Here is a 12,552-nt window from a genome sequence, read left to right as displayed (position 1 = left end):
TATACATCTAAGCCCCGCAATAAGGGGGCTGCACGGATCAACCCTTATAGATCATCTATCGGCGGTTCATGCGCGATCCAGTTCCATTCGCTGTCATGAAGGAACTGATTCGGCCAATCCAGCGATGATGGATCCAGCTCTACGAATCGCAGAACCTGCTCGCAGAAGGCATTCACGCCATCCAGCGTATGATGTGCCAGCAAGTGCTCGATGGACTTGTCAAAGTCAATCGGTTTGCGGGAGGCGTTGCCGACGACACGGAGCAGCCATTTGTGGTAAGGATACAACAGCTGATTCTCGTTGAGAATGAGGCGGCAAGCGAATAGCGTTATCTTCTGAATCGCGAGGTATTTCAAATAGAGGTTGTCCTTCTTGACTGCTTCGCTGTAGAACCACTTCCATGCTAATACCTGCGAAGCGAATCTTGTTCTTCGCCGTTCTTGATCTTGGATTGGAAACCGTGTGATAAGGCTTACTAGCTCCAGCAGATTGTCGATTCGGGACCATAGGACTTTGCTGTCTTGGAAGGCGTATCGCGCAGCATCACTGCCGTTAACCATAATCGTGTTCATGAAGGATAGGCTGACAACTTTACAATCGATGTAACCCCCCGGATAGTTGCATATATTCTCCCGCACACTGAACGCGAGCTCATTCTCGTTCTTCCTTCTTTGGAAGTCGGACTCTTCGACGATGAGCATGATATCGACGTCCGACTCCGGCTTAGCGAAGCCATGAGCTAGGGAGCCTCCAAGCAGAATGGCGAGAACAGCAGGATCATCCTTATACAGGGCGACGAATTTATCGATCGACTCTTCATGGTGACGATTCATACGGACTATATCCCCCTTCAACGGTAGAAGACCATTTCATTCAGGATGAAGGAAGCCCCATCCTTCTGTCAAATGATACATGAGGACCCGTATCCGCGCCAAAAAAAGGATATTAGCACTCTTTGTAGAATTATAGAATGCTCTTACATCCTTTGTTGGGGGATAGGTCATGACGAAGAAGACGGATACGATCACTTTGAGCAGTTATCTGATTCGAAGCGGTATTCCTGCGGCCATTGGCGCCGGATTGCTTGGCTGGGGAGTGTTGGCTGTGAACGGGGCTGATGCAGATCCCCGTAAGATGATCATCAGTATCCTTGCCATTTTCTGCTGTGGCGGATTGTTAGGGGCGGGAATTGGAATGCTGAATTTCCGCAGGTTCGTCTATCCAATGGGCAAGATCATGACCCATATGAGCCAGATGGCCAACGGCGACTTCTCTACACAACTGAATGAAGACAATCTAAGAATGCTGAAGCCGATCGCCGCTTCCATCAACGGTATGTCGATCGAGATTCAGAAGGTCATTCAGCAAGTGAAGGCCATGTCCTACCGTATTAATTCCGCATCCGGGCAGCTCTCTGCCGGCGCCGAACAGAATAGCAAAGCGGTCGAGTATATTGCGGGGACGATCGGCGATATTGCTCAAAGCTCGGAGCGCCAATTGAGAATGGTGGAAGAAGGCACGGCCGTGTTCCATTCCATGGCGGCCGGCGCGCAACAGATCGCGGCGGGGTCACAGCATGCGATGAAGGCCGCTCAGCATACGTTGCAAGAAGTTATAGAAGGCAGCAGTGCGATTGCATCTGCCGTAGAGCAGATGAGTTCGATTCACGAGACGATGAACTTGCTCTCTGAGGCCATTGGCCAATTGGGAGAGAGATCCCGGCATATCGGCGACATCGTCAATACGATCTCCGAGATCTCTGCCCAGACGAATTTGTTAGCGCTGAACGCCTCGATTGAAGCGGCGCGTGCCGGCGAACATGGACGGGGATTCTCCATCGTTGCGAGTGAAGTGAAGAAGTTGTCCGTCCAATCGGAGAGCAATACGCAGCAAGTCACTCAGTATATTCAAGAGATTCAGCATCATATTCAGAAGGTCGTCGAAGCAACGGCCGCTGGACGCCAGGAAGTGGATCGGGGAATGGGTGCGGTCAGGAACGCGGGAGACTCCTTCCAGCATATCCAGCATTCGCTTGACGATCTGCAGCGCGGCGTCGCCGAAGTCACGTCGGTATCCTCTATCATCGCCCAGAGCGCCGATACGGTCATTGAGAAGATAGAGGGCATCGCGACATTGTCTAGAGACAATACGGTCGGAACGGAGAGCATCTCTTCTGCAGCACAGCAGCAGCTCGCTTCCGGCGAAGAGATCACCGCCTCCTCGGCGGAACTGCAAACAATGGCTGGGCAATTGCAAGAGCAGGTCAAGACGTTTAAGGTGTGAATGAAATGAGCAGGAAGGAAGTCATGTAGATGACAAGCCCGGGGGCTCTATCTGGTGACAGGAGTCATGGCAAGCGGCGGGTGAAAATACAATTTGCAGGCAGCATGAACAGTTCGGCGTCGTGGCTATAATGTGTGCATCGTAATCGAATGGAGCGTGATTCTGTGGATCGATACAGACCGAGATATCATTTGACGGCGCCGCGCAATTGGATGAACGATCCGAACGGTCCGTTTCAGCTGAATGGCGAATACCATTTGTTCTATCAGCATAATCCTTCGGCGCCGGAGTGGGGCGACATTCACTGGGGACATGCCTCAAGTCTTGACCTGGTGAACTGGACGCATCAGCCGATCGCGCTCTCGCCTTCCCGGGAGCGGGGAGAACTCCACTGCTTCTCGGGCTGCTCGGTAGTAGACGGCAATGAAGCCAAGCTGTTCTACACGAGCATCGGCGAAGGGGAGCGGGACGCGACGAGCGGCGCGCAGCAGTGGACGGCGAGATCGGCGGATCTGCGCAGCTGGGTGAAGCCGGATGCCAACCCTCTGTTAACCTTGGCGCTGCACGGCGAGCTTCAGGTGACCGAGTGGCGAGACCCGTACGTGTGGAGAGAGCCGGATGGCTGGCGCATGCTGCTCGGCGGGATCGCGGACGGCAAGGGCTGCGGCTTGCTTTACAGCTCCGACGATTTGGAGAACTGGAGCTTTAGGCACATTTTCTACCGGGGGGAGGAGTGGATCTGGGAGTGTCCGCATCTGTTCCGCTTCGGCGGCCAAGCCGTCTTGTGCTATTCCCCGAGCGGGCCGGTGCGGTACCTGTCCGGCACGATCAGCGGCGATAGGCTCACGGACGTTCGCAAGCACGGCACCGTCGATTACGGCGGGTGGGAAGGCTTCTACGCCTCCACCGGATTCGTCGACGAGAAGGGGCGGTGCGTGCTGCTCGGATGGATTCCGGAGGGCAGGGGGGAGGACTTCCCCGTTCGCTTGGACTGGGCGGGGGCGCTCGCGCTGCCGCGGATCGTCGACCTGAAGCCAAGCGGCGCGCTTGCGATGGTTCCGGTTCCTGAGTTGGCGACACTGAGAGGCAAGAGCAGCCGCTTCGAAAACATACCCGTCACCCCGGCGCCCACCCTCACCGGCGTGAGATCGACTTCCTTCGAATGTTCAGTGGAAGTCGATAGACGAAGCCTGGAGACCGGCGAACTGGCCATCTCCGTCTTCGCGTCACCATGCGGCCGCGAGCATACGGACGTCCGCCTGGATCTGGCGAATCATTCGATCACCATCGACCGTTCGAGCTCAAGCCTGTTCCCGAATGTCCACAGGACGCCGATCAAGGGCGAGCTCCCGCCCGCCAGCGCCGATGAGCCGCTGCGCCTGCGGATCTTCGCAGACCAATCGATCATCGAAGTATTCGTTGGCGACGAAGTCTGCCTAACAGCCAGAGTGTATGCGTCCTTGGAAGACAGCGACGGAATACTGCTGCGAGCAAGCGCCGAGACGGTTGTCACTCGGATGGACATCTGGGAGATGCGAGCAGCGGCAATTCACAGCTAGATCTCTGCGCGCAACCCGGGTAAGCTGACGCGGGTATAGACGGTGACGGCGACAAGTTTGGAACACAAGGCGAACAAGCCAAGGCAGATTCTGGACTTCCTGCATGCAGCCCCCATCCACTGGCGGCTGCTTTTTTGTTTGTCATGAGCCACCCTTTATTTATATATTGCGGTGCCAAGCGGGCGCTGTTAATGTAAGGACAGAATAAAGAATAGGAAGTAACGCGGAAGCATGTCGAAACTCATAACATTCATAACTTCACATAACGAGATAGTTCTTAAAGGCGGTGACAACGAATGGTTTGTAGCGGGCGCATGGCCCACGATGCAGACCCCGCTATCGAATGTTGGATTTATTTGTCGATATTGACGCGCCCATCCCCGATTGCGTGGTCCTCGACACGGATGCCCGGCTGGCAGAGGACACAGAGAAGATCGCTCATCTGAACACAGGGGATGAACTTCGGGAGCAATGCGAGCTGAGGCATATTCCGGTTGTCGGCATAGGAGAGAAGATGAATTCGGAGCTGAGATCGAATGGCAGACGCCGACGTACAGCAACGGCTCAAGCAGTCGTACTGGCTCATCCGAGCCACGATCTGCCCCAATACGTCCGGATCGCCCCAATGCCGGGAGCATCCGCAGAAGATGCAGAGTCTCAATTGCTTCAACTGATTGGCGATCTGCTATCATCCGGCGCTGCCGGCTTGTATGTGGACACGCTGTCTCTCGAGCTTGAGGCTTCAGAATGCTTGCGTGTGCTGAATCGGGTTGCAACCGCAGTCCCAGCCGTAACCGCCGCAGCCGCGGTCGAAGCTGAAGAAGGAAGTTCGCTATTCCTGTATCTCTCGCCAGACGAACCGGAAGAGCGTCTCCGATATCTCCTCGGTAATATCAACCGCTCGGCATGGGACGGCGTGGTCATCGGCGGAGAGGTCCGCGAAGAGGACGGTGCGGTCGAAGGGGCCGGTGCGAAGGCAACAGCGTTAGCAACGCTTCAGTCCGTGCGGCAGTTCGGCTCTGCCGACTGGACGATCAAGGTTGCCGCAGGCGTCCACGAGCCTCAGGATGCGATAGATTATCTCCGCGCGGGGGCGAACGCTGTATTGCTAGGCAGCGGGCTTGTCTTCGCCGGGCCGGGCCTTCCGAAGCGCATCAATGACGCCGTGATTCATGAGGCTGTCCAAGACATGGCCGAGCCCGATCCCCCGTCCTTCTGGCGGCATTGGGGATGGATGTGCTTGCTCGGCATAGGCATGATGATCGGCGGGTTCCTTGCCTTCATCATCGCTGCATCGACGGTGCTTCTGCCGTATGACGAAGATTTCCTGGGCATGACAAGAGCGCAACTGAAGACTTTTAACGGTCACCTGCTTCATTTCATGTCCCACGACCGCATTACGTTGGCCGGAACGATGGTCTCCACGGGCGTCCTCTATTACCAACTGGCTAAGCATGGCATGCGCTGCGGACTGCACTGGGCGAGAACGGCTGTCGCAGCCTCTTGTATCGCGGGGTTCCCGAGCTTCTTCCTCTATTTAGGCTACGGATTCTTCGATCCATTGCATGCGGCGGCAGCCATCATCCTGCTCCCGATGTTCCTGCTGTCCATGCGGCGGAACCCGGATCGTCCTTATCGGGGCTTGGTTACCTTGATCAACGATCGAATCTGGAGACGGGCTATGTGGGGACAACTCTGCTTCATCACGCTAGGAATTGCGCTGGCGGTCGGCGGCGTGACCATTGCCGGATTCGGCGTGACGCGTGTGTTCGTGCCGACTGACCTCGCGTATATGCAAGTGACGACGGGCGAATTGGATGCCTTCAACCCGCGGCTGATTCCGCTCATTGCCCACGATCGGGCGGGCTTCGGCGGCGCGCTGTTCGCCGACGCGATCGTCCTGCTGATTACGGCTCTATGGGGAATCCAACTCGGCCAGAGCTGGCTATGGAGAACGCTGCTTCTCGGCGGCGCTCCCGCGTTCTTCTCGGCCCTGAGCGTTCATTTCGACATCGGTTACACCGACGTTGTCCACCTGTTGCCCGCTTGGATCGCATTGGCGCTATACATCGCCGGGCTGATCTTGCTGTACCCCTATATGCACAGTCAATCCCGTTCGGCATCGCCTCCCGAATCCACAACCAGAAGCCCCTCCCGCCTTTAGTTCAGCGGAAGGGGCTTCTCTTTGATTCCTTGTTGCTCTTGGTTGCTCGTTACTTAATCCGGAACCGGCTCAGCGACTGCTGCAGCTCCTGGGCCATCCGGCTTAACTCCTCTGCCGAAGCGGAGATATCTTCCATAGAAGCGAGCTGCTTCTTGGAGCCGTCGGCGATGCCCTCCGTATGGTCGAATGACGTCTTCGTCATGTGGACGAATTCGTTCATCGACGCGGTAACTTCTTCCGTTCCCGCCGACATCTGCTGCGACGCGGCCGATACTTCCTGCACTTGGTGCGAGATCTCTTGGAAGGCGTCGGTGATCCGGGCGAAGATATCGCCGGCGGCTACGATCAGTTCGGAGCCGCTCTCGACATCCTTCACTTCTTGGGCCATCGCTTCCACGGCTTGCGCGGTCGTCGCTTGGACCTCGCGAATCATCGTGGAGATCCGATCCGCGGACGCGGCGGATTGCTCCGCCAGCTTCTTGACTTCATTCGCCACCACGGCGAAGCCTCGCCCTTGCTCGCCTGCCCGCGCAGCTTCGATCGAAGCGTTAAGCGACAGAAGCCGCGTTTGGTTCGTAATCTCGGTGATGACCGATACGACTTCGTCAATCTGCTTCGAGTAAGTCTCGAGCGTGCGCAGCTTCTCGGAGGACTGGCTGACGGACTCGCGAACCGCCTTCATCTGATTCACGGCTTGATGGATCGCCGCGTCGCCCTTTCGAACTTCTTCTAACGAGCTGTTGGACGCTTCGGCTACGACGGAGGAAGACTCCGCGATCCGCTGCACGCCATGCGCCATCTCGACCATCGCCGTAGAGGTCTGCTCGGAGCCATGCAATTGAGCTTCGCTCGCATTCAATACTTCCTGCGTCGAAGTCGCGATATTCTTGGAGATGCCGACGGATTCGACCGAAGCGGCCGTCAGCTCCTCCGAAGAAGCGGACAGCTGCTCCGATACTCTGTTCGCCTTGTCGATGATCTCCGTGAACGAGTCGACCATCTGATTCATCTGATTGCCGAGTTCGCCGATCTCGTCCTTGCTTCGGATCGCGAGGCGCGGCGTCAGATCGCCCGTCGCCAGCCTCTTCACGGTCGCCGTCACGGTAATGATCGGTTTGGCGATGGCTAGGCCCAAGAACAGGGCGACAGCGATAACGACGATTGCCACGACGATAATCAAGATGACAGACGTCCGATTCGCCTTGTCGACTGAGGTGTACATCTCATCGGCCATCGCGAATGTGGCGAGCCGCCAGCCGGTCGTCGGAACCGTATCGTAGCTGATCTCCATTGATGCGCCGTTGCTCGTGAAGGTGAAGTTCCCTGATGTTGCTTCTTGCATCAGTTTCTTCTTGAGCGTGGCAGCATCTGAAGTTGCGAAGGCTTCCTCGATGCTCTTGCCTACTTGCGCCTTATCGGGATAAGTAATGAGCTTGCCCAGAGGAGATACCAAGTAGCCGAAGCCTGTCTCCCCGACCTTGATGCTGTTGGTGAATACGTTCAAGTTGTCAGGATTGAGGGTACAAATAATCCCCCCGCTGTAATTCTGATTCTCGTCAAGCTGCGGTACGAAGATGACGATAATCGGATGGTCCGAGCCGGTCTCTTCGGGGTAGAGAATGTCGCTAATGACCGGCTTCTTCGTCTGCTTCGACACTTTGATGTAGCCGGTCTCGCCAATCGGTACACCCGTACTCGAGAGAGTAGTGCCGATCCCATTGGCGTCTATGTACACATACATCTCCACATCTTTATGTACATGCATCATGTCATTAAGCAGAGCCATAATACGATTCGGGTCCCCGCTTTGTATTGCTTCGCTCTCCACCATCTGAGTTTGAATGGAGAGATAGTTCTGAATGGTATGGTCGATAGCTTGAACGTTGGAGGACGTATAAGCATCCTGCTTCGCATGAATCTCGTCGGTGACGGTATCCTTCAGATAGGTGGAGAAGAAGATGGAGATGCCTACCAGCGGAACGAGGGAGATCACAAGGAATGCGGCAATGATCTTCGTGCGGATGGATCGGAGTGAGAGCTTGCTATTGAGCTTAAATCTGCTTGCAGCAAATCGTGATGTCTTTTCCTTAGCCTTCATGGATGTGTAGACCTCCTGGATGTCATTTGCCAATCTTCCTGCTGCTCAAAATATTTTGAGAGAGAATGGTATCATATTCTTTATAATTCGACACATTCCTGCAAAATTCAAGAATTATTTTGGAAAGTTGTGGCTGGACACGATGCGGGAGGAAATATTTGAAATCCAACGGCGCCTTAACACGTATACCTATTGCCGGGAGGAAGTCGGCATTGAACGCTAGCTTAGCAGGCGACAAAAATTACCGTGAAGTTAAGGGGGAAACCATGCTGGAGTCCTTGTGGTTGGAGTATGCGTGGGCTTTGCTCATCTTGATTGGCTTGGAAGGATTGCTGTCGGCCGACAATGCGCTCGTGCTCGCGGTTATCGCGAAGCATCTGCCGGGCGAACAGAAGAAGAAGGCGATCAATTATGGCATCGTGATGGCCTTCGGATTCCGGTTCGCAGCGCTCTTCGCCATCTCCTTCATCGCGAACGTGTGGCAGGTGCAGGCGATCGGCGCGGCTTATCTGCTCTACTTGGGCATTAAGCATATCGTGCAGGCCCGATTCGGGAAGAAGCAAGGGGATTCCCATTCAGACGAGAAGGAGCAATCCGCGGGACAGGGCTTCTGGCCGACGGTGGGGAAGATCGCGCTGGCCGACCTCGCCTTCGCGATTGACTCCATCCTGGCGGCGGTGGCGCTGGCGCTTGGGCTGCCGGATTCCCCGCTGGGCGAGTTCGGCGGGATGGACACCGGCCAATTCATCGTCGTCGTGCTTGGCGGGGTCGCGGGGCTGATCCTGATCAAATACGCGGCCGCTTGGTTCGTGAAGCTGCTCGGACAGCGGCCGGCGCTGGAGACGACGGCGTATGCGATCGTAGCCTGGGTCGGCGTGAAGCTCGCCGTCATCACGTTGGCCCATGAGGACATCGGGCTGCTGGATCACCATTTTCCCCATAGTACGGGTTGGACCATCGTCTTCTACGTCGTTCTGGCGGCAATCGCTCTTCTTGGGTGGTTCGCGCCAAGCAGCAAATCCAACAAGCCGACCAAATCTTCCAAGGCGGGAAGCGCAGGATAGATAAAGGGCACCCTGCCGGGCCTGCCGGGGTGCCCTTCTTGCGTTCGGTTATTTAATCCGGAACTGGCTCAGCGACTCTTGAAGCTCTAGCGCCATTCGGCTCAATTCCTCCGCCGATACGGAGATATCCTGCATCGAAGAGGCTTGCTGCTTCGAGCCGTCGGCGATTCCTTCCGTATGATTATAGGAAGACTTCGTCATGTGCACGAATTCGCTCATGGACGCCGTGACCTCTTCGGTGCCGGCAGACATCTGCTGCGAGGCGGCCGACACTTCTTGAATCTGATGCGAGATCTCTTGGAAGGTGTCGGAGATGCGAGTGAAGATATCGCCGGCTTCCACGATCAGGTCAGAGCCGCTCTCGACGTCCCTCACTTCTTGCGCCATCGCTTCCACGGCTTGTCCCGTTGTTGCTTGGACCTCGCGAATCATCTTGGAGATATGATCGGCGGATTGGGAGGATTGCTCCGCTAGCTTCTTGACTTCTGCGGCGACCACGGCGAATCCGCGTCCTTGCTCGCCGGCCCGCGCGGCTTCGATGGACGCGTTCAGCGATAGAAGCCGGGTTTGGTTCGTAATCTCGGTAATGACCGCGACGACTTCGTCGATCTGCTTCGAATAGGTCTCGAGCGTACGAAGCTTCTCGGAGGATCGGCTGACGGACTCGCGAACGGCCTTCATCTGGCTGACGGCTTGCTGGATGGCAGCGTCTCCTTGCTGGACTTCATCCATCGAATGATTGGCGGCTTCGGCTACCACAGCGGAGGACTCCGCGATCCGTTGGACGCCAAGAGCCATCTCGGTCATAGCCGTAGAGGTCTGCTCGGAGCCTTGCAGCTGGGCTTCGCTTGCGCTCAGCACTTCCTGAGTAGCGCTCGCAATATGGTTGGAGATGCCGACGGATTCGGATGAGGCCGCAGTAAGCTCTTCTGAAGCTGCGGCCAGCTGCTCCGATACGTTGCTGGCTTTGTTGATGATATCGGTGAACGAATCCAGCATGTAGTTCATTTGGCTGCCGAGCTCGCCGAATTCATCTTTGCTTCTGATCGTTAGCCGCGGCGTGAGATCGCCAGTGGCTAATGTTCGCACGGTTCTCGTGATAGTAATGATCGGCTTGGCGATGAGGAAGCCCATGACTAAGGCGATGGCCATGACAACGACTGCCGTAATGATGATCAAGGTGACAGACGTTTGATTAGCCTTGTCGACAGAGGCGTACATCTCGTTCGCCATGGCGAAGGTCGCCAGCCGCCAGCCAGTCGTCGGCACCGTCTCGTAACTGATCTCCATCGATGCGTTCGAGCTGCTGCTCACGTAGGTGAAGGTCCCCTTAGGCGCTTCTTGCAGTAGCTTTGCTCGCAGGCTCGCGGCATCTTCGGCTGCGAAGGCTTCTTCAAGGCTCTTGCCGACACTGGACGGATCCGGGTAAGTGAGGAGCTTGCCCGATGGGGAGACCAGATAACCGAAGCCGCTGTCTCCCACTTTGATGCTGTTGGTGAATACGCTTAGGTTGTCCGGGTTCAGCGCGCAGAAGATACCGCCGATATAGTTCTGATTCTCATCAAGCCGCGGTAAGAAAACAATGACGATATAGTCCCCTGTTGACTTGCTGATCATCATGTCGCTAATGACCAGTTGTTTGGTCTCTCGCGCTTGCCGCACGTAATCGCGATCGGCTACCGATATGTGCTCTCCATTGGCGGTTAAGGCTATATCATCAGCCGTTACATACGTATATTCGCCTACTTCCAAATTGGTCTGCTGCATCGTGCGAAGCAAGGCAACAATCTCTTCCTCATTGCCGCTCTGAATCGCTTCGTTCTTCAGCAACTGCGTCAGGACAGAGACATCCTGTTGAATCGTATTGTCGATCGCTTCGACGTTCGAGGATACATAAGCATCCTGCTTGGCGTGAATCTCGTCGGTAACGATATTCTTCAAATAAGTAGAGAAGAAGATGGAGATGGATACGAGCGGAACAAGCGAGATTACGAGGAATAAAGCGATGATCTTCGTTCGGATGGATCTGAGCGAGAATTGCTTGCCGTTTACGGCAAGCCGAAGCTTAAGTCCTTTGACCGTCATTGAAGTAATAGCCTCCTGATGTGAATGTTGGACCATCCCTTGTCTTCCAGATTGTGAGAGGTTCATTGGCAATTAATTCTACTAGATTCGACAGAATTCCGCAAAGATTTACACACCTATAACCCGAGAAATAGTAAAAAAGACACCCATCAGAGTGCCTAGATCGATGTCTCGCCGATATCTTGATAGTGGGCAGGGGGGGTGATGGGCTGATGGCTTGAAGCGGCGGAACCGCGGGGACGGGTCGCCTGCTCAAGCGCGCTTAGGATGGCGTAAGCTTCTTCGTTCGTCGTTCCGCACATGTCGAGGGACGGGGGCAGGCTGCCGCAGACGGCAGGGCGTTCGGGCTTGCCGAACAGGCCGCATCGTTTGTCAGCCGTTAGGTTCGCACAGGGGACGCCGGCCGGCTTGCCATTCGGCATTCCGGGAATCGGCGAGGAGATCGAGATGACGATGCAGCACGCGGCGCAGCCTATTCGGCATTCCACGAGTTCATTCCCCCCCCAAGCTTCCATAAGTATTACAAGCTTAGAGGATTATAGGCACGTCTGCAAGCGGGCGCAAGATTATTTTAGGGGGAAAAGATAGTTGACATCGTCGAGTCCATATATTAATTTATTGGTAAATAAATAAAAAGAGGTACGCCATGGCCAGACCGAAGAATAGTCACCTCGTCTCCCCTAATCGCAAGGATCAAATCTTGGACGCTGCGGCGACTCTGTTCGCGACGAACGGCTACTACAAGACGACAACGGCAATGGTCGCTGCCGAGGTTGGCGTGACGCAGCCGTACGTATTCCATTTTTTCAAGTCCAAGGAAGAGCTGTACCTGGCTGTTCTCGATCGGGCGACCGGCCGGCTGGTTGAGGCGTTTCAAGGCGTCGAGGCGCCGCCTGAGGAGCTCGCCCATCGGATGGGCAACGCCTTCAACGTGTTGATGGAGACGCACCGCGACGAGATTCTGCTGTGCATGCAGTCGTTCACGACGCCCGAGGCGGACGTTCGAGCGCATGTGCGCGGGCAGTTCGAGCGAATTCTCGAGTTGATCGTGAAGCGGTTCGAGAATGCCGGATTGCCGAATCCCAAGCTGTTGGCGAACCAATTCATCGCGTACGGTATGATCATCTCCCTGTCGGAGGTGCTGGATCTGCCGGAGTTGGCGATATTGGATTCGGATGACGACAGCTGCTGAGAGAGCTAAGGAGAGCAGACAGGCGGGTAGCTGGGTAGCCGGTCTGCCTCATCCGAAGCAGGCCGGGCGCTTTAAGGAGCAAGAGTCCTTTTTTTATGAAATCGTGT

The 12,552-nt window shown here is 55.7% G+C and carries 9 protein-coding genes; 5 read left to right on the top strand and 4 right to left on the bottom strand.

All coding sequences use genetic code 11. From position 1 onward, the window contains the following. Window positions 1–44: 44 nt before the first annotated feature. The gene (locus H4Q31_RS06715; RefSeq protein ID WP_185178310.1) at window positions 45–833 is read right to left on the bottom strand and encodes a nucleotidyltransferase domain-containing protein; all 789 of its coding nucleotides are present in this window, start codon (window positions 831–833) and stop codon (window positions 45–47) included. A 169-nt stretch (window positions 834–1,002) separates the two neighbouring features. On the opposite strand from H4Q31_RS06715, the gene H4Q31_RS06710 reads away from it, so the two are divergent. From H4Q31_RS06710 to H4Q31_RS06700, 3 genes are all read left to right on the top strand, one after another. After that, entirely contained in the window at window positions 1,003–2,283 is a 1,281-nt protein-coding gene (locus H4Q31_RS06710) for a methyl-accepting chemotaxis protein (protein WP_185178309.1), read from the top strand. A gap of 164 nt (window positions 2,284–2,447) precedes the next feature. Then, window positions 2,448–3,842, top strand: coding sequence for a glycoside hydrolase family 32 protein (locus tag H4Q31_RS06705; RefSeq protein ID WP_185178308.1), 1,395 nt, complete (start codon window positions 2,448–2,450; stop codon window positions 3,840–3,842). Window positions 3,843–4,185: 343 nt separating this feature from the next. Continuing rightward, window positions 4,186–6,006, top strand: a complete 1,821-nt coding sequence (locus tag H4Q31_RS06700) for a beta/alpha barrel domain-containing protein (RefSeq protein ID WP_185178307.1) — start codon at window positions 4,186–4,188, stop codon at window positions 6,004–6,006. Between the two features lie 49 nt (window positions 6,007–6,055). On the opposite strand, the gene H4Q31_RS06695 is transcribed toward H4Q31_RS06700, so the two are convergent. Then, window positions 6,056–8,104 carry a methyl-accepting chemotaxis protein gene (locus H4Q31_RS06695; RefSeq protein WP_185178306.1) on the bottom strand — a complete coding sequence of 683 codons (2,049 nt, stop codon included), beginning with the start codon at window positions 8,102–8,104 and terminating at the stop codon, window positions 6,056–6,058. 269 nt (window positions 8,105–8,373) lie between these two features. On the opposite strand from H4Q31_RS06695, the gene H4Q31_RS06690 reads away from it, so the two are divergent. Beyond that, entirely contained in the window at window positions 8,374–9,168 is a 795-nt protein-coding gene (locus H4Q31_RS06690) for a MeeY/MeeF family manganese export membrane protein (RefSeq protein WP_185178343.1), read from the top strand. A 48-nt stretch (window positions 9,169–9,216) separates the two neighbouring features. On the opposite strand, the gene H4Q31_RS06685 is transcribed toward H4Q31_RS06690, so the two are convergent. Then, a complete protein-coding gene (locus tag H4Q31_RS06685) occupies window positions 9,217–11,253 on the bottom strand; it encodes a methyl-accepting chemotaxis protein (RefSeq protein ID WP_185178305.1) in 2,037 nt (678 codons plus the stop codon). A gap of 158 nt (window positions 11,254–11,411) precedes the next feature. Then, window positions 11,412–11,741, bottom strand: a complete 330-nt coding sequence (locus H4Q31_RS06680) for a YkgJ family cysteine cluster protein (RefSeq protein WP_311771697.1) — start codon at window positions 11,739–11,741, stop codon at window positions 11,412–11,414. 158 nt (window positions 11,742–11,899) lie between these two features. On the opposite strand from H4Q31_RS06680, the gene H4Q31_RS06675 reads away from it, so the two are divergent. Then, complete coding sequence (locus tag H4Q31_RS06675) at window positions 11,900–12,445, top strand: TetR/AcrR family transcriptional regulator (RefSeq protein WP_185178304.1); 546 nt, start codon at window positions 11,900–11,902, stop codon at window positions 12,443–12,445. Window positions 12,446–12,552 lie beyond the last annotated feature (107 nt).

It is taken from the genome of Cohnella lubricantis (assembly GCF_014212015.1).
GTDB lineage: Bacteria > Bacillota > Bacilli > Paenibacillales > Paenibacillaceae > Cohnella > Cohnella lubricantis.
This window is presented reverse-complemented; position numbering and strand designations above follow the sequence as displayed.

Bases quoted from the DNA above. Each gene is read 5' to 3' on its own strand.
- H4Q31_RS06715 (WP_185178310.1), bottom strand. From the start codon at position 833: ATGAATCGTCACCATGAAGAGTCGATCGATAAATTCGTCGCCCTGTAT.
- H4Q31_RS06710 (WP_185178309.1), top strand. From the start codon at position 1,003: ATGACGAAGAAGACGGATACGATCACTTTGAGCAGTTATCTGATTCGA.
- H4Q31_RS06700 (WP_185178307.1), top strand. From the start codon at position 4,186: ATGTTGGATTTATTTGTCGATATTGACGCGCCCATCCCCGATTGCGTG.
- H4Q31_RS06695 (WP_185178306.1), bottom strand. From the start codon at position 8,104: ATGAAGGCTAAGGAAAAGACATCACGATTTGCTGCAAGCAGATTTAAG.
- H4Q31_RS06685 (WP_185178305.1), bottom strand. From the start codon at position 11,253: ATGACGGTCAAAGGACTTAAGCTTCGGCTTGCCGTAAACGGCAAGCAA.
- H4Q31_RS06675 (WP_185178304.1), top strand. From the start codon at position 11,900: ATGGCCAGACCGAAGAATAGTCACCTCGTCTCCCCTAATCGCAAGGAT.